We start from the raw sequence: 22354 nt of genomic DNA, 5'->3' as shown, positions 1-22354 counted from the left end.
GACGGGCGTCATCTGTTCGACGACGTGTCGTGACGACTCAGCTCTCGTCGTACAGCGCCGCGAGCTGGTCGACGATCGCGGGGACGCCGTCCGGCCAGTCGTAGGACAGGGCCGTGGGCGGCGAGACGGAGGAGACGGCGACGTTGCCGACGACCTTGACGACGTTCCCGTCGGCGATCGCCGGGACCGCCTGGAGCTCGTCGGACTCGCCGAACGTCTCGGCCTCCTCCTCGGTGTACGTGTAGGCGATGACGACGTCCGACTCGAGCTTGTCCAGCTCCTCGTAGGACAGCGTGTAGAAGAACCCGCCGTCGGAGGTGTCGAGCTCCGCCACGGCCGGTGCGGACTCGATGCCCAGCTTCTCCAGGATGCTCACCCGGGGGTCGGCCGGCGTGTAGACGTACACCTGGCCCTCGGAGGGGGAGTCGACGATCGCGGCGAACGTCTCGCCCTCGAGCTCGGGGTGCTCGGCGGCGAGGTCGGCGAAGTAGGCGTCGATGTCCGACAGGACCTGCTCACCGGCCTCGGAACGGCCCAGGGCCTCGGCGGTGATCGTGATGGTCTCGTCCCACGGGGTGGTCCACGGGTTCTCGGGGTAGGCCACGACGGGGGCGATGTCGGAGAGCACGTCGTACTGCTCCTCGGTCAGGCCCGAGTACGGGGCGAGGATGAGGTCCGGGTCGGCCTCGACGAACTCCTCGTAGGGCACGGAGGCGCCGGCCTCCGGGTCGGTGAAGATGACCGGCTCCTCGGCGCCCAGGGCCTCGTACTCCTCGGCGACCCAGGGCACGAGCGCCTGCTCGCCCACGGTGAAGACCTGCTCGGCGACGCCGACGGGCGCGACCCCGACGGCCAGCGCCGCCTCGGTGGAGCCCCAGCCCCAGGTGGCGACGCGCTCCGGTGCGGACTCGATCGTGGTCTCGCCGAAGGCGTGGGTCATCGTGACCGGGAACTCGTCGGTGGCGCCCGCGGAGCCCGCCGACTCCTCGGCGGCGGTCTCCTCCCCGGAGCCGGCCTCGGGCTCGGCGTCGCCGGAGCAGGCGGTCAGCATCAGGGTGCCCACGGCGGCGAGGCCGACGGCGGTGGTCAGGGAGCGGCGACGACGCACAGGTTCTCCTCGGTGTGCTCACGGCGAACCGTGAGGGCGGGTAAGTGAGGCAAGGCTAACCTCATTTGTCGACCGAGTGGAAGGGAGTGTGACGTCGCCCACGCCGGTGCCGGCCCACCGGGACGACCATCGGGGTGCCCGAGACCGGGTCGGGCACGACCTGCGCGTCGAGGCCGAACGCGTCCAGCACCGTGCGGGCGTCGAGCACCTCGGCCGGCGGTCCCTCGGCCACGACCCGCCCCGCGCTCATCACGACCAGGTGGTCCGCGTAGCGGGCGGCCAGGTTGAGCTCGTGCAGCACCATGACCACGGTGGTGCCCCGCTCCGCGTTGAGGTCGGCGAGCAGGTCCAGCAGCTCCACCTGGTGGGCCACGTCCAGGAACGTCGTGGGCTCGTCCAGGAGCACGACGCCGGTCTCCTGGGCGAGCACCATCGCCACCCAGACGCGCTGCCGCTGACCGCCGGAGAGCTCGGCCACGGGCCGGTCGGCGAGGTCGGCGACCCCGGTGGCCTCGAGGGACCGCAGCACGACCGCGTCGTCGTCGCTGCGGTGCCGCCCGAACCAGCCCTGGTGGGGGTAGCGGCCGCGCGAGACCAGCTCGGCCACCCGGACGCCGTCGGGGGCGACCGACGTCTGGGGCAGCACGCCCACGGAGCGGGCCAGCTCCTTGCGGGGCATCGTGGACACGTCGCGGTCGCCGAGCGTGACGCGCCCGGCCTCCAGCGGGTGCAGCCGGGCCAGCCCGCGCAGCAACGTCGACTTGCCGCACGCGTTCGGCCCGACGACGGCGGTGACCCGGCCCGCGGGCAGCGTGAGGTCGAGGTCCTCGATGACGCGGTGCCCGTCGTACCCGATCGAGACCCCGTGCGCGACGAGCGCCCCGGTGGTGCCGTGCGCGGGGCGGGTGTCGGTGTGCGGGACGTCGATCATGCGCGGGTTCTCTTCTCGTGGGTGGCGAGCAGCCAGAGCAGGTACGGGGCGCCGACCAGGCCGGTGACGATGCCGGTCGGGGCGGCCACACCGAGCACGGCGTGCTCGGCGACGACGTCGGCGGCCAGGACCAGCGTCGCACCGGTGGCGACGGACACGGACAGGGCCGGGCCGCCGTCGTCCACCAGACGACGGGCGATCGCCGGGGCGACGAGGGCGACGAACGCCAGCGGCCCGACGACGGAGGTCGCCAGCGCGACGAGGCCGACCGCGGTGAGCAGCGTGCCGACCCGGGCGGCGTCGGTGGGCACGCCGAGCCCACGGGCGTGGTCGTCGCCGAGGGCGAGCGGAGCCTGCCAGCGGGAGATCGCCGCGACCACCACGGCCAGGACCGCGAGACCCAGTCCGAGCACCCCGAGCTCGGTGCCGCGCACGTCGGCGACGCTGCCCACGGTCCAGACCAGGGCGGACGCGGCGTCGCGCTGGTCGGCGCTCGCGAGCATCCAGGCGAGCACCGAGGAGGCGAGATAGGCGAACCCGACGCCGACGAGCACGAACCGGGTCGAGTGCAGGCCCTGGCGCCAGGCGAAGAACCAGATGAGCAGCGCGATGACCCCCGCGCCGACGAACGCCCCGGCCGAGACGGCCAGGCCCGTCAGCCCGAGTCCGAGCATCGCGAAGACCGCTCCGACCGAGGCGCCCGTGGCGATCCCCAGGATGTCGGGGCTGGCCAGCGGGTTGCGCAGGGTCGACTGGAACAGGGCACCGGCGAGGCCGAACGCGGCACCGGCGAGCAGGGCCGCCGCGAGCCGCGGCAGCCGCAGGCGCTGCACGATGAACAGGTCGCCGTCGTCACCGACACCGACGGCGGCCAGCAGCGCCCGGCCCGGGGTGAGCGAGGCCGCGCCGAGCGTGAGGGCCAGACCGGCCAGCGCCACCGCGAGGACCGCGAGCGCGCCGAGGACGAGGGCGAGACGCCGGCGGCGGCGGCGGCGCAGCGCGCCGACGGGGTCGGTGGCCGGGGTGGCCGACGGGGTGGCGGGGAGCGTCGTCGTCATCTCACACCCCCGCGATCTTCCGGCCGCGGGCGACCGCGACGAGGACGGGCGCGCCCAGCGCCGCGGCGACCACGCCCGCCTCGAGCTCGCTGTGCGGCAGGACCAGTCGGCCGATGACGTCGGCCCCGAGCAGCATCACGGGTCCGAGCAGCGCCGACATCAGCAGCACCCAGCGGTAGTCGGTCCCGACCAGGCGGCGGGCGGCGTGCGGGACGGCGAGGCCGACGAGCGCGATGGGTCCGGCGAGCGACGTGGCAGCGCCGGCCAGCAGCACGATGGTCAGCCCGGCGACCGCCCGGGTGACACCGACGCGCTGACCCAGGCCCCGGGCGATGTCGTCACCGAGGGCGAGCATGTTGAGGCGGTGCGCGAGGCCGGCGGCCAGGACGGCGCCGACGGCGATGAACGGCAGCACCACGAGGAGGGTCTCCGTGCCGCGGCCGGTGAGCGACCCGACGGCCCAGAACCGGTAGAGGTTGAACGCCTGCTGGTCGCGCAGCAGCACGAGCGTGATGAGCGGCGTGATGAGTGCGGTGACGGTCGCCCCGACGAGAGCGAGCTTGACCGGCTGCCCGGAGCCGATGGAGAACACCAGGGCGGCTGCGGCCGCGGCGCCGAGGAAGGCGAACCACACGAACTGCGACGGTGCGGTGAGGCCGAGCAGCCAGACGGCGCAGACGACGGCGAACGACGCCCCGGAGTTCAGCCCGAGCAGACCGGGGTCGGCGATCGGGTTGCGGGTGACGCCCTGGATGACGGCACCGGCGACGCCCAGGGCCAGACCGGCGGTGATCCCCACGAGAGCGCGCGGCACCCGCTGGCCGGCGATCACCTGGTGGTCGACGTCGCCCGCGACGGGGTCGGTGAGCGCCTGCCACACGACGGGCAGCGAGACGTCCCGCACGCCGAGCACCAGGCTCGCCACCACGACGGCGGCGAGGGCGGCGAGGGCGAGCAGGCAGGCGAGGACCCGGCGCCGGGTGCGGCGGGCGACCTGCTCGGCGGCGGTCGGCACGGTGGCCGGCGAGGTGAGCATCAGACCTCGTCCGGCTGGGGTGCGGCGGTCCGGTCGCGGGCCCGGCGACGGAGCAGCAACCACACGGTGAGGCCCGCCGCCAGCACGCCCAGGGCGGAGAGCACGGCCGGCTGCTCGAGGAACAGCAGGACGGCGCCCCAGACGACCGCGGTGCCGACCGTGGTCCAGATCGCCGCCCAGATCAGGGAGCCGAATGTCAGCGCCACGAGGTAGCGGCCGAACGGCATCCGCAGGTAGCCGGCGGCGAGGTTGACCACCGTCTGGATGCCGACGGTGAAGAAGGAGAAGGTCACCGCCGGCGGGCCCCACCGATGGATCCGGTCGATGACCCGGGTCGCGCGGTCGCCGGTCAGGAGCTCGGCGGCGCGGGTGCGCACCGTGCCGCGGGCGACGCCGCGGCCCAGCCAGTAGGTGGCCCCGGCGCGCACCATGACGAGGCAGAACGCGGCCAGGTACACGATCCAGAAGGGGAATCCGTCCAGCGTGAACACACCCTGGCGCTCGGCGTCCTCGGACGCGGCGACGACCAGGTGAGCGGTGACCATGGCCCCATTGTGCCCTGTGAGGTATGCCTGTCCTTAGTCGACTACGTCACAGTGCGCGGCAGTCGGCGCAGGTGCCCCAGAGCTCGATGGTGTGGTCGATGTCCGAGAAGCCCTGGGAGGCGCCGACCTCGGCGGCCCAGGCCTCGACCGTGGGGCCGTCGATCTCGACGGCTCGGCCGCACGAGCGGCACACCAGGTGGTGGTGGTGCTCCGTGCGGGCGCAGCGGCGGTACAGCGCCTCGCCGTCGTCCGTGCGCAGCACGTCGACGTCGCCGCCGTCGGCGAGCGCCTGCAGCGTCCGGTAGACCGTGGCGAGACCGACGGCGTCACCACGGTCGCGCAGCAGCTCGTGCAGCTGCTGCGCGCTGCGGAACTCGTCGCTGGCGTCGAGCGCCTCGGCGACGGCGGCCCGCTGCTTGGTCATGCGCAGCGGTGTGTTCATTCGCAGTCTCCTTGCGCGGACGTCCGGGCGGCCACCTGGACGTCGTCGGGGATGTCGGGGTGCGGGTCGCCGGCGGGACGGCGACGGGCGAGCAGCGGGTGCAGCCCCGCGACCAGCGCGTAGACGCCGATCGCGAGCACCACGATGAGGGCACCGGGGGACAGCGGGTACCAGTAGGTGATGCTGAGCCCGGTGACGCACACCGCCACGCCCGTGACCGAGCCGACGGCCATCGTGCGGCGGAAGGAGTGTGTCACGAGCTGCCCGATCGCCACGGGCACGATCATCAGGGCCGAGACGAGCAGCAGCCCGACCACCCGCATCGCCACGGTGACGGTCAGGGCCGCCAGGACCGCGACAGCCATGTTGAGCGCCCAGACGGGCAGGCCGGAGGAGATCGCGAACTCCTCGTCGTGGCTGACCGAGAACAGCGCGGGACGCAGCCCGACGCCGAGCACGAGGATCAGCAGGCACAGGACCACGGTGAGGACGAGGTCGGTGGTCGTGACCGTCGAGATCGACCCGAACAGGTACGACATGAGGCTGCCGGACGATCCGCCGGCGATGCCGATGATCAGCACACCGCCCGCGATACCGCCGTAGAACATGATCGCCAGCGCCAGGTCGCCGGAGGTGCGCCCGCGGCGTCGGACGACCTCGATGAGGACCGAGCCGATGACGGCGGCGACGACGGCGCCCGGGATGGCCAGCACGTCGTTGGGCGCCAGACCCATGGCCGACCCGATGAGCCAGCCGAGGGCGACGCCGGTCAGGGCGACGTGGCCGATGCCGTCACCGAGCAGGGCGAGGCGTCGCTGGACGAGGTAGGTGCCGACCACCGGGGCGGCCGCGCCGACGAGCAGGGCGGCCAGCAGGGCGCGCTGCATGAGGGGGTCGGTGAGCATGAAGGCGATCTCGGTCACGGCCGCGCCTCCTGCTCACTCTCGAACGGGGTGTCGGTCAGGCCGAGCCCGGATCCGCTGACGGCGGGCACCTCGGAGGTGTGGGGGTGGATGTGCTCGTGCCCTTCCGTGCCGTGCTCGCCGTGCGGGCGCGGGGGAGCGCCGTCGTGCACCACGCGTCCGTGACGCAGCACGACCGCCCGGCTGATGAGCCCGGCGAGCTCCCCGAGCTCGTGCAGCACCACCAGGACGGTGAGGCCGTCGTCGACGAGGCGGGCCATGGTGGCGGCGAACGCCTCCTGGCTGGGCCGGTCGACACCGGCGACGGGTTCGTCCAGGACCAGCACCTCGGGGCTGCGCACCAGCGCCCGGGCGATGAGGACCCGCTGCTGCTGGCCGCCGGAGAGCCGGTTCGTGGCGTCGTCGGCCCGGTCGGCGAGACCGACCTGGGCCAGCGCCTCGCGGGCGCGGTGCCGCCAGCCCCGCGGCAGGGTGAGCCGGCCGCGGTGGAGCAGCCCGGAGGCCACGACCTCGGCGGCGGTCGACGGCACACCGGCCGCCGCGCTCACCCGCTGCGGCACGTAGCCGATGCGGTCCCACGGCACGTCCGACCCGCGCCGGTGGCCGAGCAGGTCGACCTCGCCGCGGGTGGGCTCCAGGACACCGACGACGGTGCGCACCAGGGTGGACTTCCCCGACCCGTTGGCGCCGAGCAGGGCGACGACCTCGCCGGGGTCGACGCGCAGGTCGACCCCGCGCAGCACGTGGCTGGCGCCGAGGTGCACGTGCAGGTCGCGGACGTCGATCGCGGGCGTCGTCATGCGCACCCCAGGCCGTCGCGCAGGGTCGCGAGGTTCTCGGTCATGACAGCAACGTAGTCCGCACCGGCGTCGATCTCCTCCGTGGTGAGGCCCTCCAGCGGGTTGAGGACCGCGGTCCCGACACCGAGGTCGGCGGCGAGGGTCTCGGTGACCTTGGGGCTGGTGAGGGTCTCGGTGAAGAGGGTCTGCACGCCCTCGTGCTCGACGACCTCGCCGATCTCGCGCAGCCGCGCGGGGGACGGCTCGGTCTCCGGGTCGATCTCGGCGACGCCGACCTGCGTCAGCCCGTAGCGCTCGGCCAGGTACCCGAAGGCGGCGTGGCTCGTCACGAGCGTCTCGCCCGCGCACGGCTCGAGGGCGGCGGCGAACTCGGCGTCCAGGTCGTCGAGCGTGCCCTGCAGCGCCTCGGCGTTGGCCGTGTAGGTCTCGGCGTTGTCGGGGTCGGCTGCCGCGAGCTGCTCGGCAACGGCGTCCGCGACCGGCTCGAGGAGGGTCGGGTCGAGCCAGAAGTGCGGGTCGAGGGGGCCGTGGCCGTGCCCGTCGTCCTCGGCGTGCTCCTCCTCGTCCGCGTGCTCCTCCTCGTCCGCGTGCTCGGCGTGCTCCTCGGCGGTCTCGCCCTCGTGGCCGTCCTCGATCGTGCCCGGGCTCTCCTCGAGGTCGACCACCTCGGCGGCGTCGACCACGTGCTCCGGGGCGCGGGAGTCGACCGCCTCGTCGACGGCCGGCTGGAAGCCCGACTGGTACACGACGACGTCCGCCGTGCCGACGGCACGCACCTGGGCGGGGGCGAGCTCGAGGTCGTGCGGCTCGGCGGCCGGGGGAGTGAGGTTCTCGACGTTCACGAGGTCGCCGCCGACCTGCTCGGCCACGTACTGCAGCGGGTAGAAGGAGGCGAGGACGTCGACGGTGTCGCCGCCGTCTCCGCTGCCTCCGTCCGTGGCGCAGGAGGCGAGGACGAGGCTGAGGGGGAGCGCGGCGGCGAGGCCGAGGGTGGCGCGACGAGTCATGAGAACGATTCTCACCGTAGTTGAGAATGAAAGTCAATCCGGGTTGCTGCGATGGGCGTCACGCTACTCTCGCGCCATGGTCGACGCCGCCCGGTCGCGCAGGGGCTTCTGGTCCACGGTGGGGCGTGGCTCGTCCGGGGCCCAGGGCGTCTGATCGGAGAGGTCTTCACTGGCTGAGGAGCTGGAGGCCAGCGGCTGGCTGATCAGAACGGAGGGGGCGATCAGGACGATGTTGATCAGGACATATCGCGCGACCGCCGCGGCCCGACTCTTTTGTGGAATGGCGAGCGCGCTTTCACTCGTGCTGGTGGCATTGGTGCCACTATTCCCCAAGCCGGGAGACTTCGCGATGCTGGCGCTTGCTTTCGTGGTGCACACGCTCGCGACAGTGATGGCGGCCGGCAGGATCGAGGTCTGGGACTGGGGTATTCGGTCGCGCGACATCGTGAAGGTGCGGGACTATCCGTGGCGAGAGATCTCCGACATCACCCCAGGAATGAGGGTGGAGGTCGTCGATCATCAGGGCAACGTCTCGAGGTGCTGGGCGGTGCAGCGCGCAGACCTGGCCGTGAGGCTGGGGCATGAGTCCCGTGTGGACCGGGTGGTCCGGGAGATCCGGTCGCTTCGGGCCGAGTATGACGATGGATCAGCACCGGATGCAGTCGGCGTGACTACTCGAACCCGCCGTCGCCTGACCGCTCGTGAAAGGATCCTGATCGGCGGGATGTTGGCTCTGGTGATGATCGTCCAGCTGGGTTGACTGACCTCGTGGCTTTCTCCGCACCGGAGCCGCGTCGATGTGACGGGCCCGGTCGGGGTCACCTTGTCCTTCGCGTCCTTGACGATGGGTGCGGATCGGGCGATCCGACCGTTCCCGGGCCCCGTGCGCAGCGGCGCCCTCCGGCGGGGAGTCGACCGGTACGCTGGACCACTGGCGCCCGTCGTGGCGCCGACCCCACCGTGAACGTACGCCCCGCCGGAGCCACCGGCGGGGTCGACACCCAGGAGTGATCCGTGGCAGCACCGTCCGCGCACGCCAAGCTCGACGCCGTCGTCTCCCTCGCCAAGCGCCGGGGATTCGTCTTCCAGTCCGGCGAGATCTACGGCGGTACCCGCTCCGCGTGGGACTACGGCCCGCTGGGCGTCGAGCTCAAGGAGAACATCAAGAAGCAGTGGTGGAAGGCCATGACCCGTCGGCCCGACGTGGTCGGCCTGGACTCGTCGGTCATCCTGCCGACGCCGGTCTGGGAGGCCTCCGGTCACCTCGGTGCCTTCACCGACCCGCTGACCGAGTGCCTGAGCTGCCACAAGCGGTTCCGCGAGGACCAGATGATCGAGGAGTTCGAGGAGCGCAAGGGCCGTGCGCCCGAGGGCGGCCTCGCCGAGATCGCCTGCCCGAACTGCGGCACCCGTGGTGAGTGGACCGAGCCGCGCGACTTCAACATGATGCTCAAGACCTACCTCGGCCCCGTCGAGGACGAGTCCGGCCGCCACTACCTGCGCCCGGAGACGGCCCAGGGCATCTTCGTGAACTTCGCCAACGTGGCCGCCGCGGCGCGGCAGAAGCCGCCGTTCGGCATCGCCCAGATCGGCAAGTCGTTCCGCAACGAGATCACGCCGGGCAACTTCATCTTCCGCACGCGCGAGTTCGAGCAGATGGAGATGGAGTTCTTCGTCGAGCCGGGCAGCGACGCCGAGTGGCACCAGTACTGGATCGACAACCGCATGGCCTGGTACACGGGCCTGGGCATCGACCCGGAGAACCTGCGGCTGTACGAGCACCCGGCCGACAAGCTGTCGCACTACTCCACCCGCACGGTGGACATCGAGTACCGCTTCGGGTTCACCGGCGCGGAGTGGGGCGAGCTCGAGGGCATCGCGAACCGGACGGACTTCGACCTGTCGACCCACGCGAAGCACTCGGGCAAGGACCTGATGTACCGCGACCCGGTGACCAACGAGAAGTACTTCCCGTACGTCATCGAGCCGGCCGCCGGTCTGACCCGCTCCCTCATGGCGTTCCTCGTCGAGGCCTACTCCGAGGACGAGGCGCCCAACACCAAGGGCGGCGTCGACAAGCGCACCGTGCTGCGCCTCGACGAGCGTCTGGCCCCGGTCAAGGCGGCCGTGCTGCCGCTGTCCAAGAGCTCCGAGCTGCTGCCGACGGCCGAGAAGCTGGCCGAGGAGCTGCGCCAGTACTGGAACGTCGACCACGACATCACCCAGGCGATCGGCAAGCGGTACCGCCGTCAGGACGAGATCGGCACGCCGTACTGCGTCACCGTCGACTTCGACACGCTCGACGACCAGGCCGTGACGATCCGTCACCGCGACACCATGGCCCAGGAGCGGGTCTCCCTGGACAAGGTCGCCGGCTACCTCGCCGAGAAGATGCCCGGCGTCTCCTGACCCCGGCGCAGTCGTGTGCGCACAGCAGTAAGGGGGCCGTCCCGGTGGGGACGGCCCCCTTACTGCTCCCGCGTCAGCGGGTACACCAACCCAGAGGGGAGTTCAGGATTTTGCGCGGTTCATCAGCGCGAGAACCAGGCTGACGACCAGGATGGCGACGCCGATCCAGAGCAGGATCTCCGCGATGCCGCTGAGCCCGAGGATCAGGAGCACGACGCCGATGATGATCAGAATGAGCCAGAGGGGCACATTTCCTCCTTCGAGAGCCGCGGAATTCTTGTGCCGCGGCAAGATGTGACAATGTCACGGATTAGCGGGGAGTGCTTGTCGTCGGGCGGGCGAGGCCATTTCCAGCCCGCCCAGGATCAAGCGACCTTCTTCTTGCCCTTGTTCATGAGCACCAGCACGACTCCGACGACCATGGCCACCACACCGATCCAGACGAAGGTCTGGCCGAGGACGGTCAGACCGAGGATCAGGGAGATGAGACCGGCAATGAGGATAATCAGCCAGAGGGCCATGTGTTTCCTTTCGTCGAGGTCGTGCCAGATTGGCAGCGGGTGAAAAATCCTGCGACCCGAAACGCGCCAGTGTGACGAGCGTCACACTGGCGAGTCCTGGGGATGCGCGGTAGTGGAGGTCACAGCGGCTCGCGCGGTGCCGGTGGGACAATGTGCGACGTGACTTCCGTGTTCGACCCCGCCCGCACCACGCCGCAGCCCGCGCCCGCCCCGGACGCTCCGGCGTCGGGCAGCCGTGTGCTGCCGCCGCTGCAGATCGGACCCCTCACCGTGGACACCCCGGTGGTGCTGGCCCCCATGGCCGGGGTGACCAACCGCGCCTTCCGCACCCTGTGCCGCCAGGCGGGGGAGTCGACCGGGTACGACCCCGGCCTGTACGTGGCCGAGATGGTGACCTCCCGCGCGCTGGTGGAGCGCAACACCGAGGCCCTGCGCATCGTGACCTTCGGCGAGGACGAGACGCCGCGCTCGGCGCAGGTCTACGGCGTCGACCCGGCGACCGTCGGCGAGGCCGTGCGGATCATCGCCACCGAGGACCGTGCCGACCACATCGACCTCAACTTCGGCTGCCCGGTGCCCAAGGTGACGCGCAAGGGCGGCGGCGCGGCCGTGCCCTGGAAGCGCGAGCTGTTCGCCGGCATCGTGCGGGCCGCCGTGCAGGCCGCCGAGCCGCACGGCATCCCGGTGACCGTCAAGATGCGCAAGGGCATCGACGACGACCACCTGACCTACCTCGAGGCCGGGCGCACCGCCGAGTCGCTCGGTGCGGCAGCCGTCGCGCTGCACGCCCGCACGGCCGCCCAGCACTACTCCGGTACCGCCGACTGGAGCGCTGTCGCGCGCCTCAAGGAGGCCGTGCGGACCGTGCCCGTGCTGGGCAACGGCGACATCTGGGCCGCCGAGGACGCCGTCCGGATGGTGCGCGAGACCGGTGCCGACGGCGTCGTCGTGGGCCGTGGCTGCCAGGGGCGTCCGTGGCTGTTCGCCGACCTGGCCGCCGCGTTCAACGGGTCCGACGCGCGCGTCCGGCCGGGGCTGCGCGCGGTCGCCGACACGATCTACCGCCACGGCGAGCTGATGATCGAGTACTACGACGGTGACGAGGACAAGGGCATGCGCGACCTGCGCAAGCACATGGCCTGGTACCTCAAGGGGTACGCCGTCGGGGGCGACGCCCGCCGCGGGCTGGCGATGGTCTCCACGCTCGCCGAGCTGCGCGAGCGGCTCGACGGCCTCGACCTCGACCTGCCGTACCCGGGCGAGGACGCCGAGGGTCCGCGCGGTCGTGCCGGCTCGCCGAAGAAGCCGCACCTGCCGTACGGCTGGCTGGACTCGCGCGAGCTCGACGCCGCGTTCGAGGCGAAGCTGCGCGAGGCCGAGCTCAGCGTCTCCGGCGGCTGACCATCCCGCGCCCCGTTGTGGGCATGAAATCTGCGGTTCCGGCACGGTCTTGGGCCGCAGATTTCATGCCCACAACGGCTAGGCGAGCAGGGTGTCGCCGACGAACCCGCCCGGTGCGCACCCCGGCGGGATCGCGAACACCGACGACCCGATCGGTGTCGTCCACCGGTTCAGCAGGTCCAGCTTCGCCAGCCGCCGCTGCATCGGCGTGAACTGCCGGTCCACGTCGGCCTGGAAGCAGGCGAAGATCAGCCCCGCGTCCGACACGTGGTCTCCGGACGGGGTGTCGTCGTAGTTGTATCCCCGCCGGAAGATCCGGTCGTGGCGGCCCTCGTCGACACCGCGAGCTCGCCGCACGTGCGAGAACTCCGGGATCACGGAGAAGCCGGCCTCGGTCCGCGCGGCGAAGTCCGGTTCGTCGTGCTCCCGGGTGCCGGTCAGCGGGGCGCCGGTCGCCTGGGTCCGGCCCACCGCCTGCTCCCGTCCGGCCCGCCCGACGGTGTCCCACTCGTCGAGGTCCATGTGGATGCGCCGGACGACGGCGCTCGTCCCGCCGGCCATCCAGCCCTCGGTGGCCCACACGACCTCGTCGAAGTCGGGCGTGCCCGGCACCGGGTTCGCGGTGCCGTCGACCTGACCGAAGAGGTTGCGCATCGTGGTGCCGGGCGCGACCGACCCGTGCGCCCGGCGGAACCCGCGCTGGGTCCAGCGCACCTCGGCGAACCCCCGGGCGTCCTTGAGCAGCATCCGCGTCGCGTGGGACACGGTGAGCTGGTCGTCGGCGGCGATCTGCAGCAGCAGGTCGCCGTCGCTGAAACCGGGGTCCAGCCGGTCGACGGCGAACGACGGCAGCGGGTGCAGCCACGCCGGGGCCTCACCGCCGGCTCGGGCCACGAAGCCCGGGCCGAACCCGAAGGTGACGGTCAGGCGTGCCGGCACGACGGCGAGCTCCGGCTCGGTGTCCGCCAGGGCCGGCTCGCCCTGCGTGAGCCGCGCGGCGTCGTCGGACAGGATGCGCATCAGTCGGCCGAGCGCCTCGCGGCCGGTGTCCTCGTGCAGGTCCAGCGCGACGAACGTGCCGTACGCCTGGGCGTCGGTAGCGATACCGGCCTGGTGGGCACCGTGGAACGGGACCGTCTCGGTGCCGTGCAGGGGAGGTGGCTCCGCCGCGGCGGTGGGCCGGTCGAGAGCGTGCTCGGCGCCCAGCGCGGCGACCGCGCCGAACCCGGCGGCAGCCCCTCCGAGGAGGAACTGCCGCCGGGTCGACCCGGGCCGGCCGCGGGCGCCCTCGTCGGACGCCGCCATCAGGAGTCCCCGTGCTCCGCGCCGGACTCGCCGTCGTAGCTCTCCTCGGCGCCGGTGAAGTCCTTGACCGGCGCCGTCAGCTCGGCCGTCGAGCCGTCGCCGAACGTCAGGGTGAACGTCAGCTCGTCCCCGGCACGGACCGGGCCGGCGAGGTCCATGAGCATCAGGTGGTGCCCGCCCGGTTCGAGGACGAGGGTCTCGCCGGCCGGCACGACGAACCCGCCCTCGACCTCGGCCATGGACATCTCGCCCGAGGCGTCGGCGGCGGTCTCGTGCAGCTCGGTGCGGGCCGCGGCGTCGGTGGTGGCGGCGACGACGGTGATCTCGACCTCCCCGTCGTTGGTGATCTCGCCGAAGCCGGCGGTCATGCCCGCGTCCGCGGCCTTGACCCAGGCGTCGTCGATCGACACGTCGTCGGCGGTGGTGGTGTCCGTCGCCGCGGGGGCGGCGGACTCCTCGGTGGCGCAGCCCGCCAGGCCGAGGGAGCCGGCGGCGAGCAGCAGGGCGAGCGTCGTGGTGGTGCGTCGGGTGGTCACAGGAGTGCCTCTCAGGTTCTCTGGCGTCGGGCGCGCCGGCGCCGCCGCACGGGAGCGCGGGCGCGGCGCGACCGGGGTCCGTCGTCGGACGGACCCGGGAAGGGGGTTCAGGACGCTGAGAGGGCGGGAGGGCCGCGCCGCTGGAGCGGGCGCAGCTGGGGCCGCGGACGAGCCCGCCGGTGGTGCCGGACCGCGACGAGGGCGGGCGGCGTCGGGACCTCGACGGTCGCGGCGGCGACGTCGAGGCGTCGTGGTGCCAGGCGTGTGGCGACCGTGCCGGCGGCGCGGAGCAGCCGGTGGAGGAACAGCTCGCCGCGGTACAGCAGGGCGACGGTGGCGACGGCCGCGGCGGCGTGCCAGCCCCCCATGCGGGCGTCGGCCTGGAGCAGGTCGACCGTGGTCGCGGACGGTGTGAACGGCGCCATGACGGCGTGACCCGCGTGCGGGCCGGAGGGCGCGGGCGCCCCGGTGGGGGTGCCGAGCACGAAGAGGGTGTGGAACAGCACCTGCCCGACGACGACCGAGGAGGCCGTGCGCCAGCGGGCGACGTGGCGCCCCGCCAGCAGGGTGGAGAGCCACAGCGTGATCGCCCACGGGGCGGCGACGCCGAGCCAACCGGGCACGGGAGCGCCGCCGGCGACGTGCGACGCCAGCGCGACCCCCGTCGTGACGGTCGCGGCGACGGCACCGCGCAGCACGCGAACCTGACGCGACGACCCGGTGGTACCCATCGGGGACGAGCCTAAGCCATACCCCCGGGGGAATTCGTCACGCCTGTGGGCATGAGATCTGCCGCCCGGGGGTGACCCCGGACGGCATATTTCATGCCCACAGCGGTGAGGTCAGGCGCGCAGCCAGACCGTGGTGTCGGCGGGCAGGTCGTCGCTCACCGGGCCGGAGGTCAGCAGCACCTCGGCGCCCTCGGGCAGGGCCACCGGCTCCGTACCGAGGTTCGCCACGACGGCGACCCCGTCGTTGCGGAAGGCGACGACGTCCGCGGAGTCCTCCCACGCCTCGAGCCACGCCATCGTGCCGTGCCCGAGACCCTCAGCACGCCGCGCGGCCAGGGCCGCCCGGTACAGCTCGAAGGTCGAGCCCGGGACGTCGTACTGGACGTCGGCGGCGTAGCGCGCGTAGGAGTCGGGCTGCGGCAGCCACGTCTCATCGGTCGGGCCGAAGCCGAAGCCGGGGGCGTCGGCCTCCCACGGCAGGGGCACGCGGCAGCCGTCACGGCCGGCCTCGGCACCGTGCGTCCGGAAGTGGGCCGGGTCCTGGCGCACCTCGTTCGGCATCGTGGTGTGCTCGGGCAGGCCGAGCTCCTCGCCCTGGTACAGGTAAGCCGAGCCGGGCAGGCCCAGCATGAGCAGCGTGGCGGCGCGTCCGCGGCGCAGGCCGAGCTCCTCGTCGGGCTGGGGGTCCGTGGCGAAGACGCCGTTGGGCCGCACGCCGACGTCGGGCAGGCCGAGCCGGGTGACGTGACGCACCACGTCGTGGTTCGACAGCACCCACGTGGTGGGCGCGCCGACCTCGTCGTTGGCCTCGTACGACGCCGCGACGACGCGCCGCAGGGCGGCGGCGTCCCACGCGGTGGTCAGGAACGAGAAGTTGAAGGCCTGGTGCATCTCGTCCGGGCGCACGTACCGCGCCAGGCGGGACAGCGGCTCCACCCAGGCCTCGGCGACGAGGCAGCGATCGCCGTCGTACTCGGCGAGCACGTCGTGCCAGGTCCGGTAGATCTCGTGCACGCCGTCCTGGTCGAACATCGGGCCCTGGTTGCCGGCGCCGGTGGAGCCGTCCTCCGGGGCGCCCGGGTCGTCCTCGGCGTCGTCGGAGGTGCCGCCGTCGACCATGGACACGTGGCCGTGCCAGTCGGGCAGCCCGTCGGCCTTGACCAGGCCGTGCGCGACGTCCACGCGGAAGCCGTCGACGCCCTTGTCCAGCCAGAACCGCAGCACGTCGGTGAACTCGGTGCGCACCTCCGGGTGGTCCCAGTCGAGGTCCGGCTGGGTGGAGTCGAAGAGGTGCAGGTACCACTGCGGGCCGAGGGGGCCGTCGTCCTCGCGCGGCTCGAGGCGCGTCCAGGCCGGACCACCGAAGATCGAGTGCCAGTTGTTCGGCGGCTCCTCGCCGGCCGGGCCGCGGCCGTCGCGGAAGATGTACCGCGCCCGCTCCGGCGAGCCCGGGGCGGAGGCCAGCGCCTGCTGGAACCAGACGTGCTGGTCGGAGGTGTGGTTGGGCACGAGGTCGACGATGACGCGCATGCCGCGGGCGTGGGCGCCGGCGAGCATCGCGTCGAAGTCGGCCAGGGTGCCGAACAGCGGGTCGACGTCGCGGTAGTCGGCGACGTCGTAGCCGGCGTCCTTCTGGGGGGACCGGTAGAACGGGGACAGCCAGACGGCGTCGACGCCGAGGGTCTGCAGGTGGTCCAGGCGGGACGTGATGCCCGGGATGTCGCCGACGCCGTCGCCGTTGCCGTCGGCGAAGGAGCGCGGGTAGACCTGGTAGATGACGGCGTCCCGCCACCATTCGCGGGCGGTCGCGGACCCGACGTGCACGGTGGCGCCCGTGGACAGGGTCTCCGACGTCGGGATGGTCGGCTCGGTGGTGGCCATGAGGAACCTCGGTGGTGGTCGGTGGGGGTACGGCGGTCGAGTGTAAACGCCTCTGCAAGATTCTTGCAGAAGGGGTGCCCGGGGTCGATGGGCGGGCCGTCGTGGCATCCAGCCTGCGCTGCGGCGGGCAGGAGGGCAACCCTGCGGTCGAGGGTCAGTCGCGGGGCGCGGGACCCGTCGAGCCCCGGACGACGAGCTCGGGGGAGAACAGCAGCTCCGTGCGCGGGGCGCGGTCCCCGCCGATCTCGGTGAGCAGGGCGCTGACGGCGGCGTCGGCCATCGCGTCGACGGGCTGGCGCACCGTCGTCAGCGGCGGCTCGGTGAAGGCGATGAGCGGGGCGTCGTCGTAGCCCACGACGGAGACGTCGTCGGGGACCTTCAGGCCCTGGGCCCGGGCCGCCCGGACGGCACCGAGGGCCATGAGGTCCGAGCCGCACACCACGGCCGTGTGGCCCGAGGCGTAGAGCTCGGCGGCCGCGGCCTGCCCGCCCTCGAGGGTGTACAGCGTGTTGACCACGTGCGCCCGGGCCGCGGCCTCGTCGGCGGCCAGCCCGTGACGGACCAGGGCCGCGGCGAACGCCGCCGCCTTGCGCTGGGCGGGCACGTACCGCTCGGGGCCGATGGCCAGGCCGATACGCCGGTGCCCCAGCGTGACCAGGTGCTGGACCGCGACGTCGATGCTCTCGGCGTCGTCGGGGGAGACGAACGGGGCGTCGATGCCCGGTGCGTAGCCGTTGACCAGGACGATGGGCACGCCCTGCCCGCGCAGCAGCTCGTAGCGCGAGTGGTTGGCGCGGGTGTCGGCGTGCAGGCCGGAGATGAAGATGATGCCGTCGACGGAGTGGTCCACGAGCGTCGAGACGTACTCGTCCTCGGTGGTGCCGCCGGGGGCCTGGGTGCACAGCAGCGGCGTGTAGCCCCGCTGGGCGAGGATGGACTCGACCGCCTGGGCGAACGCGGGGAAGACGGGGTTGGTGAGCTCGGGCACCACGAGACCGACGAGTCCCGCGGACCGGCCGGCCAGCGTCGAGGGGCGCTCGTAGCCCAGCACGTCCAGGGCGGCCAGCACCGCCTGGCGGGTGGAGCTGGCGACACCGGGCTTCCCGTTGAGCACGCGCGACACGGTCGCGGTCGAGACCCCGGCCTGGTCGGCCAGGTCGCTCAGTCGGGTGCGCACGCCTGCGATCGTAAGGGACACGGGACCTCCTCGTCCTCGGGCGACCGCGGGTCGGACGCTGCGGTGGATCGTCGGTTGCAGAAACGTTATTGCAACATCTTGCAAATCGCGAACATCCTGTCCTAGATTCATCCTCCAGCAGGGCCCGCCGGCGTGCATGCCGGTGGGCCACCACCCCGAAAGATGCTGGGAGAATGACGATGCGACGGAGCATCCTTATCGCGTCCGCCCTGGTGACGACCCTCGCCCTGTCGGCGTGCGGGTCGTCGGAGGACGCCGGTGACACCACCGAGGGCACCGAGGAGAGCACGGCCGAGGCCACCGAGGCGACCGGCTCGCTGACCGTCTGGGTCGACGAGACGCGCGAGACCGCGGTCGAGTCCGCCGCCGAGGCGTTCGAGTCCGAGACCGGCGCCGAGGTCGAGATCGTCCTGAAGAACTTCGAGGACATCCGCTCCGACTTCATCGCCCAGGTGCCGACGGGCGAGGGCCCGGACGTCACCGTCGGTGCCCACGACTGGCTCGGCGAGCTCATCACCAACGGGGTCGTCGCCCCGGTCGAGCTCGGAGCCACCGCCGACGGGTTCGAGGACGTCGCCGTCGAGGCCTTCACCGCCGACGGCGCGGTCTACGGCATGCCGTACGCGATCGAGAACATCGCCCTGATCCGCAACACCGAGCTGGCCGACAGCGCCCCCGCCACGTGGGACGACGCCATCTCGATGGGCGAGGACGCGGACACCAAGTACCCGTTCCTCATCCAGACCGGGACCGAGGGCGACCCGTACACCTACTACCCGTTCCAGACGTCGTTCGGCGCTCCCGTGTTCGAGCAGAACGAGGACGGTTCCTACTCCCCGGAGCTCGCCATGGGTGGCGACGCGGGCACGGCGTACGCGCAGTGGCTCGCCGAGCAGGGCGAGGCCGGCACGCTGACCACCGACATCACCTACGACATCGCCGTCGAGGCCTTCGCCAAGGGCCAGTCGCCGTTCATCGTGGGCGGTCCGTGGATGCTCGAGCAGTTCGCCGACCTGGACCTGGCGATCGACCCGATCCCGGCCGCGGGTGACGAGGCCGCGCAGCCGTTCGTCGGCGTGCAGGGCTTCTACGTCAGCGCCCAGAGCGAGAACGCCCTGCTGGCCAACGACTTCCTCGTGAACTACCTGTCCACCGAGGAGGCGCAGACCGCGCTGTTCGAGGCCGGTGGCCGCCCGCCGGCGCTCACCGCCGCCGCCGACGCCGCGTCGTCGGACCCGATCGTGGCGGGCTTCCGTGAGGTCGGCGCCGAGGCCGTGCCGATGCCGTCCATCCCCGAGATGGGTTCCGTGTGGGCCTTCTGGGGCGTCACCGAGGCCAACATCATCGCCGGCAAGGCCGACCCGGCCAAGGCCTGGGACAAGATGATCTCGGACATCGAGGGCGCACTCGACTCCTGACGTCCTGACCTCTCGCGACGGGCCGTGGTGCCACCACGGCCCGTCGCGCGATCCCGGAAGGCTCTTCGATGACCGACCTGCAGCAGTCCCGCACCGCCTCGCGCGAGGCCTCGGACGACGCTCCCGCACCCCCCGGCCGCCCCTCGCGCCGCTTCCGGCTCGGACGCCGCGACGAGTCGCCGGCCGGACGCTACGGCGCCGGATTCCTGGCCAAGCTCGCCCTCATGGCCGTCGTCGACGCGTTCGGCGTCTACGTCGTCTGGTCGGCCTACCTGGCCGAGTCGTGGTTCATCCTCGGCGCCATGGTCGCCATGCTGGTCGTGGCGAACTGGGTCTACTTCTCGCGGCGCGTCGTCCCGCTGAAGTACGTGCTGCCCGGTCTGATCTTCCTGTTCACCTTCCAGATCTTCACCATCGGCTACACCGGGTGGGTGGCCTTCACCAACTACGGGGACGGCCACAACTCCACCAAGGAGGACGCCGTCGCGGCGCTGCTCGTGCAGAACGAGCGCCGTGTCGAGGGGTCGCCCGCCGTGCCGCTGACCGTGGTGGCCGACGGCGAGGAGCTCGGGTTCGCCGTCGTCCAGCCCGACGGGACGACGGAGGTCGGCAGCGCCGAGGAGCCGCTCGCCGCGGCGGAGGCCACCGTCACCGACGGGCGGGTCACCGCCGTCGACGGCTGGGAGGTCCTCGACCGCGCCGAGGTGCTGGCCCGGCAGGGCGAGGTCACCGATCTGCGGGTGCCCGTCTCCGACGACCCGGCCGCCGGGTCCGTGCGCACCCAGGACGCCCGCACCGGGTACGTCTACGAGTCCACGCTCGTCTACGACGAGGCCGCGGACACCATGACGGACACCGCGAGCGGCACCGTCTACACACCCAACGACGAGGGGCAGTTCGAGGCGGCGGACGGATCCACGCTGAACGTCGGCTGGCGGGTGTTCGTCGGGTTCGACAACTTCACCACGGCGTTCTCCGACTCGCGGTACTCCGGGCCGTTCTTCCAGATCGTCGTCTGGACCTTCGTCTTCGCCTTCGCCTCCGTGGCCACGACGTTCCTGCTCGGGATGTTCCTGGCGTCGGTGTTCAACACCCCGATGCGCGGGCGCAAGATCTACCGGACGCTGCTGATCCTGCCGTACGCGATCCCGGGGTTCGTCGCCCCGCTGCTGTGGTCCGGTCTGCTCAACCGCAGCTTCGGGTTCGTCAACCAGGTGCTGCTCGGGGGCGCGGCCATCCCGTGGCTGACCGACCCGTGGCTGGCCAAGCTGTCGATCATCGGGGTGAACCTGTGGCTCGGGTTCCCGTACATGTTCCTCATCTGCACCGGTGCGCTGCAGTCCCTGCCCACCGACGTGCTCGAGGCCGCGAAGATCGACGGCGCCGGCCGGCTGCGCACCTGGCGCTCGGTCGTCATGCCCCTGCTGCTCGTCTCCACGACCCCGCTGCTCATCTCGAGCTTCGCGTTCAACTTCAACAACTTCGCCCTGGTGTACATGCTCACCGGAGGCGGTCCACGGTTCGAGGACGCCTCCGTGCCGCTGGGTCACACCGACATCATGATCACGATGGTCTACTCCGTGGCCGGTCTGGACGGGAACGCCCCGAAGGACTTCGGCCTGGCCAGCGCGCTGTCCATCGTCATCTTCGTGATCATCGCGACGATCTCGGCCATCGCCTTCAAGCGGACCCGCTCGCTCGAGGAGATCAACTGACATGACCGCCACCTCGACCGCCCCCGCGGTCCGCACCCCGTCGACGCCCACCCGTCGCAGGACGGCCGGGCGCTGGTTCACCGAGCTCGGCTGGCGGCACGTCGTCGGCGTCGTGTTCGTGGTCTACGCCGCCTTCCCGATCGTGTACGTCCTGTCGGCCTCCGTGGCCGAGAGCGGCACCCTGACCGGGTCCAACCAGCTCTTCGACACGTTCAGCACGGAGAACTACGCCCGGCTGGCCGACACGGTGTACTGGTCGTGGTTCGCCAACTCGGTACTGATCGCCGTGGCGACCTCGATCGGTACGGTGCTCATGGGCGCCGCCGCGGCGTACGCCTTCAGCCGGTTCCGGTTCACCGGGCGCCGGGCCGGGCTGACCACGCTGCTGATCCTCCAGATGTTCCCGCAGATGCTCGCGTTCGTCGCGATCTTCCTGCTCCTCATCAGCCTCGGCGAGGTGGTCCCGGCGCTCGGCCTGAACTCCCGGGTCGCGCTCATCTGCGTCTACCTCGGCGGCGCGCTCGGCGTGAACACGTTCCTCATGTACGGGTTCTTCAACACGGTCCCGCGCGAGCTGGACGAGGCGGCCAAGATCGACGGCGCCACGCACGCCCAGACGTACTGGACGATCATCCTGCGCCTGGTGACCCCGATCCTGGCGGTCGTGGCGCTGCTGTCGATCATCGCCACCTTCGGCGAGTTCGTCATCGCCCGCGTGCTGCTGCAGTCGGAGTCCAACTGGACGCTCGCGGTCGGTCTCTACTCGTGGGTCTCCAGCCTCCTCGAGGCCAACTGGGGGCTCTTCGCCGCGGGCGCGGTGATCTCCACGATCCCGATCCTCGCGCTGTTCCTGTTCCTGCAGAAGTACATCGTCGGCGGGCTGACGGCCGGCTCCGTCAAGGGCTGACGGCGTCGGTCGCGTGCCCGTGGCGGGGCTCCGGCCCCGGTCCTAGCCTGGATGCATGAGCGAGAAGCGCACCTTCGGCCCGGACCTGGCACGGCTCACCGACGCCGCCGACCAGTCGTTCACCGTGCGCCGCGCGTTCGGCGAGGCGTACGAGCACGACGGCCAGCTCGTCATCCCGGTCGCCCGCGTACGGGGTGGTGTCGGCACGGGGTCCGGCGGCGGGGCGGGCCCCGTCTCGCACGCGGAGGACGACGCGAGCGACGTCCCCGACGGGGCGCACGATGAGGCGTCCGGCGAGGGCGGCGGCGGGGGCGGCGGCTACGGGCTGCGGGTCACGCCGCTCGGCGTCTACGTCGTCGGCGCCACGGGCACGCGATGGCAGCCCGTGCTCGACCTGAACAAGGTGATCCTCGGCGGACAGATCGTCGGGATCGTGATCGCGCTCGCCACCGGGTGGGCGATCGGCCGCCGCCGCTGACCGG

23 protein-coding genes are annotated in these 22354 nt (G+C 72.2%); 7 read left to right on the top strand and 16 right to left on the bottom strand.

What is annotated here, in order from left to right:
- Nucleotides 1-37: 37 nt before the first annotated feature.
- The 9 genes from Q6349_RS12210 to Q6349_RS12170 all read right to left on the bottom strand — a co-directional run bounded on the left by Q6349_RS12210 (nt 38) and on the right by Q6349_RS12170 (nt 7850).
- Nucleotides 38-1108, bottom strand: coding sequence for an iron-siderophore ABC transporter substrate-binding protein (locus Q6349_RS12210; RefSeq protein WP_304604294.1), 1071 nt, complete (start codon nt 1106-1108; stop codon nt 38-40).
- A gap of 61 nt (nt 1109-1169) precedes the next feature.
- Nucleotides 1170-2039 carry an ABC transporter ATP-binding protein gene (locus Q6349_RS12205; RefSeq protein WP_304604293.1) on the bottom strand — a complete coding sequence of 290 codons (870 nt, stop codon included), beginning with the start codon at nt 2037-2039 and terminating at the stop codon, nt 1170-1172.
- Nucleotides 2036-3097, bottom strand: a complete 1062-nt coding sequence (locus tag Q6349_RS12200; protein ID WP_304604292.1) for an iron chelate uptake ABC transporter family permease subunit — start codon at nt 3095-3097, stop codon at nt 2036-2038. The genes Q6349_RS12205 and Q6349_RS12200 overlap by 4 nt, the downstream gene beginning before the upstream one ends.
- A 1-nt stretch (nt 3098) precedes the next feature.
- Nucleotides 3099-4133 (bottom strand): iron ABC transporter permease, encoded by a 1035-nt coding sequence (locus Q6349_RS12195; RefSeq protein WP_304604291.1) that lies wholly within the window; start codon nt 4131-4133, stop codon nt 3099-3101.
- Nucleotides 4133-4678 carry a DedA family protein gene (locus tag Q6349_RS12190; protein WP_304604290.1) on the bottom strand — a complete coding sequence of 182 codons (546 nt, stop codon included), beginning with the start codon at nt 4676-4678 and terminating at the stop codon, nt 4133-4135. Before Q6349_RS12190 ends, Q6349_RS12195 begins: the two co-directional genes overlap by 1 nt.
- A gap of 46 nt (nt 4679-4724) precedes the next feature.
- The gene (locus Q6349_RS12185) at nt 4725-5120 is read right to left on the bottom strand and encodes a Fur family transcriptional regulator (RefSeq protein ID WP_171247964.1); all 396 of its coding nucleotides are present in this window, start codon (nt 5118-5120) and stop codon (nt 4725-4727) included.
- Nucleotides 5117-6025, bottom strand: coding sequence for a metal ABC transporter permease (locus tag Q6349_RS12180; protein ID WP_171248310.1), 909 nt, complete (start codon nt 6023-6025; stop codon nt 5117-5119). Before Q6349_RS12180 ends, Q6349_RS12185 begins: the two co-directional genes overlap by 4 nt.
- Nucleotides 6026-6039: 14 nt before the next feature.
- Nucleotides 6040-6843 carry a metal ABC transporter ATP-binding protein gene (locus Q6349_RS12175; RefSeq protein ID WP_304604289.1) on the bottom strand — a complete coding sequence of 268 codons (804 nt, stop codon included), beginning with the start codon at nt 6841-6843 and terminating at the stop codon, nt 6040-6042.
- A complete protein-coding gene (locus Q6349_RS12170) occupies nt 6840-7850 on the bottom strand; it encodes a metal ABC transporter solute-binding protein, Zn/Mn family (RefSeq protein WP_304604288.1) in 1011 nt (336 codons plus the stop codon). The genes Q6349_RS12175 and Q6349_RS12170 overlap by 4 nt, the downstream gene beginning before the upstream one ends.
- A 280-nt stretch (nt 7851-8130) precedes the next feature.
- Here Q6349_RS12170 and Q6349_RS12165 point away from each other — a divergent pair, with 280 nt between their 5' ends.
- On the top strand, nt 8131-8610 hold the full coding sequence (locus tag Q6349_RS12165) for a hypothetical protein (RefSeq protein ID WP_304604287.1): 480 nt from the start codon (nt 8131-8133) through the stop codon (nt 8608-8610).
- A 254-nt stretch (nt 8611-8864) separates the two neighbouring features.
- On the top strand, nt 8865-10259 hold the full coding sequence (locus Q6349_RS12160) for a glycine--tRNA ligase (RefSeq protein WP_304604286.1): 1395 nt from the start codon (nt 8865-8867) through the stop codon (nt 10257-10259).
- 102 nt (nt 10260-10361) lie between these two features.
- On the opposite strand, the gene Q6349_RS12155 is transcribed toward Q6349_RS12160, so the two are convergent.
- Nucleotides 10362-10508: a hypothetical protein gene (locus Q6349_RS12155; protein ID WP_171247972.1), complete on the bottom strand. Its 147-nt coding sequence runs from the start codon at nt 10506-10508 to the stop codon at nt 10362-10364.
- Between the two features lie 116 nt (nt 10509-10624).
- Entirely contained in the window at nt 10625-10780 is a 156-nt protein-coding gene (locus tag Q6349_RS12150) for a hypothetical protein (protein WP_171247973.1), read from the bottom strand.
- 150 nt (nt 10781-10930) lie between these two features.
- Between Q6349_RS12150 and dusB the strand changes: the two genes are divergently transcribed.
- The gene (gene dusB / locus Q6349_RS12145; protein WP_304604285.1) at nt 10931-12181 is read left to right on the top strand and encodes a tRNA dihydrouridine synthase DusB; all 1251 of its coding nucleotides are present in this window, start codon (nt 10931-10933) and stop codon (nt 12179-12181) included.
- Nucleotides 12182-12259: 78 nt separating this feature from the next.
- On the opposite strand, the gene Q6349_RS12140 is transcribed toward dusB, so the two are convergent.
- The 5 genes from Q6349_RS12140 to Q6349_RS12120 form a co-directional block, all read right to left on the bottom strand.
- Nucleotides 12260-13486, bottom strand: coding sequence for a Dyp-type peroxidase (locus Q6349_RS12140; RefSeq protein WP_304604284.1), 1227 nt, complete (start codon nt 13484-13486; stop codon nt 12260-12262).
- Nucleotides 13486-14022, bottom strand: a complete 537-nt coding sequence (locus Q6349_RS12135; protein WP_304604283.1) for a copper chaperone PCu(A)C — start codon at nt 14020-14022, stop codon at nt 13486-13488. The genes Q6349_RS12140 and Q6349_RS12135 overlap by 1 nt, the downstream gene beginning before the upstream one ends.
- 107 nt (nt 14023-14129) lie before the next feature.
- Nucleotides 14130-14753, bottom strand: a complete 624-nt coding sequence (locus Q6349_RS12130; RefSeq protein WP_304604282.1) for a hypothetical protein — start codon at nt 14751-14753, stop codon at nt 14130-14132.
- Nucleotides 14754-14864: 111 nt separating this feature from the next.
- Entirely contained in the window at nt 14865-16634 is a 1770-nt protein-coding gene (locus tag Q6349_RS12125; protein ID WP_304604281.1) for an alpha-amylase family glycosyl hydrolase, read from the bottom strand.
- Between the two features lie 154 nt (nt 16635-16788).
- Nucleotides 16789-17811: a LacI family DNA-binding transcriptional regulator gene (locus tag Q6349_RS12120; RefSeq protein ID WP_304604280.1), complete on the bottom strand. Its 1023-nt coding sequence runs from the start codon at nt 17809-17811 to the stop codon at nt 16789-16791.
- A 200-nt stretch (nt 17812-18011) separates the two neighbouring features.
- Here Q6349_RS12120 and Q6349_RS12115 point away from each other — a divergent pair, with 200 nt between their 5' ends.
- The 4 genes from Q6349_RS12115 (at nt 18012) to Q6349_RS12100 (ending at nt 22350) form a co-directional block, all read left to right on the top strand.
- Entirely contained in the window at nt 18012-19250 is a 1239-nt protein-coding gene (locus tag Q6349_RS12115; RefSeq protein WP_304604466.1) for a maltose ABC transporter substrate-binding protein, read from the top strand.
- Nucleotides 19251-19318: 68 nt separating this feature from the next.
- The gene (locus Q6349_RS12110) at nt 19319-20965 is read left to right on the top strand and encodes an ABC transporter permease subunit (RefSeq protein WP_304604279.1); all 1647 of its coding nucleotides are present in this window, start codon (nt 19319-19321) and stop codon (nt 20963-20965) included.
- Between the two features lies 1 nt (nt 20966).
- Nucleotides 20967-21872, top strand: a complete 906-nt coding sequence (locus Q6349_RS12105; protein WP_304604278.1) for a sugar ABC transporter permease — start codon at nt 20967-20969, stop codon at nt 21870-21872.
- A gap of 55 nt (nt 21873-21927) precedes the next feature.
- Nucleotides 21928-22350: a spore germination protein GerW family protein gene (locus Q6349_RS12100; RefSeq protein ID WP_304604277.1), complete on the top strand. Its 423-nt coding sequence runs from the start codon at nt 21928-21930 to the stop codon at nt 22348-22350.
- Nucleotides 22351-22354: the final 4 nt, after the last annotated feature.

The sequence above is a fragment of the Isoptericola sp. 178 genome (assembly GCF_030586525.1).
In the GTDB taxonomy this organism is placed as follows: domain Bacteria; phylum Actinomycetota; class Actinomycetes; order Actinomycetales; family Cellulomonadaceae; genus Isoptericola; species Isoptericola sediminis.
Note: the sequence above shows the minus strand (reverse complement) of the source record. Positions and strands in the feature narration are given on the sequence as shown.

What these genes read in the sequence shown, in the direction of transcription:
- Q6349_RS12205 (WP_304604293.1), bottom strand. Translation starts at nt 2,039, where the DNA reads ATGATCGACGTCCCGCACACCGACACCCGCCCCGCGCACGGCACCACC.
- Q6349_RS12200 (WP_304604292.1), bottom strand. Translation starts at nt 3,097, where the DNA reads ATGACGACGACGCTCCCCGCCACCCCGTCGGCCACCCCGGCCACCGAC.
- Q6349_RS12195 (WP_304604291.1), bottom strand. Translation starts at nt 4,133, where the DNA reads ATGCTCACCTCGCCGGCCACCGTGCCGACCGCCGCCGAGCAGGTCGCC.
- Q6349_RS12190 (WP_304604290.1), bottom strand. Translation starts at nt 4,678, where the DNA reads ATGGTCACCGCTCACCTGGTCGTCGCCGCGTCCGAGGACGCCGAGCGC.
- Q6349_RS12185 (WP_171247964.1), bottom strand. Translation starts at nt 5,120, where the DNA reads ATGAACACACCGCTGCGCATGACCAAGCAGCGGGCCGCCGTCGCCGAG.
- Q6349_RS12180 (WP_171248310.1), bottom strand. Translation starts at nt 6,025, where the DNA reads ATGCTCACCGACCCCCTCATGCAGCGCGCCCTGCTGGCCGCCCTGCTC.
- Q6349_RS12175 (WP_304604289.1), bottom strand. Translation starts at nt 6,843, where the DNA reads ATGACGACGCCCGCGATCGACGTCCGCGACCTGCACGTGCACCTCGGC.
- Q6349_RS12170 (WP_304604288.1), bottom strand. Translation starts at nt 7,850, where the DNA reads ATGACTCGTCGCGCCACCCTCGGCCTCGCCGCCGCGCTCCCCCTCAGC.
- Q6349_RS12165 (WP_304604287.1), top strand. Translation starts at nt 8,131, where the DNA reads ATGGCGAGCGCGCTTTCACTCGTGCTGGTGGCATTGGTGCCACTATTC.
- Q6349_RS12150 (WP_171247973.1), bottom strand. Translation starts at nt 10,780, where the DNA reads ATGGCCCTCTGGCTGATTATCCTCATTGCCGGTCTCATCTCCCTGATC.
- dusB (WP_304604285.1), top strand. Translation starts at nt 10,931, where the DNA reads ATGTGCGACGTGACTTCCGTGTTCGACCCCGCCCGCACCACGCCGCAG.
- Q6349_RS12140 (WP_304604284.1), bottom strand. Translation starts at nt 13,486, where the DNA reads ATGGCGGCGTCCGACGAGGGCGCCCGCGGCCGGCCCGGGTCGACCCGG.
- Q6349_RS12130 (WP_304604282.1), bottom strand. Translation starts at nt 14,753, where the DNA reads ATGGGTACCACCGGGTCGTCGCGTCAGGTTCGCGTGCTGCGCGGTGCC.
- Q6349_RS12125 (WP_304604281.1), bottom strand. Translation starts at nt 16,634, where the DNA reads ATGGCCACCACCGAGCCGACCATCCCGACGTCGGAGACCCTGTCCACG.
- Q6349_RS12115 (WP_304604466.1), top strand. Translation starts at nt 18,012, where the DNA reads ATGCGACGGAGCATCCTTATCGCGTCCGCCCTGGTGACGACCCTCGCC.
- Q6349_RS12110 (WP_304604279.1), top strand. Translation starts at nt 19,319, where the DNA reads ATGACCGACCTGCAGCAGTCCCGCACCGCCTCGCGCGAGGCCTCGGAC.
- Q6349_RS12105 (WP_304604278.1), top strand. Translation starts at nt 20,967, where the DNA reads ATGACCGCCACCTCGACCGCCCCCGCGGTCCGCACCCCGTCGACGCCC.
- Q6349_RS12100 (WP_304604277.1), top strand. Translation starts at nt 21,928, where the DNA reads ATGAGCGAGAAGCGCACCTTCGGCCCGGACCTGGCACGGCTCACCGAC.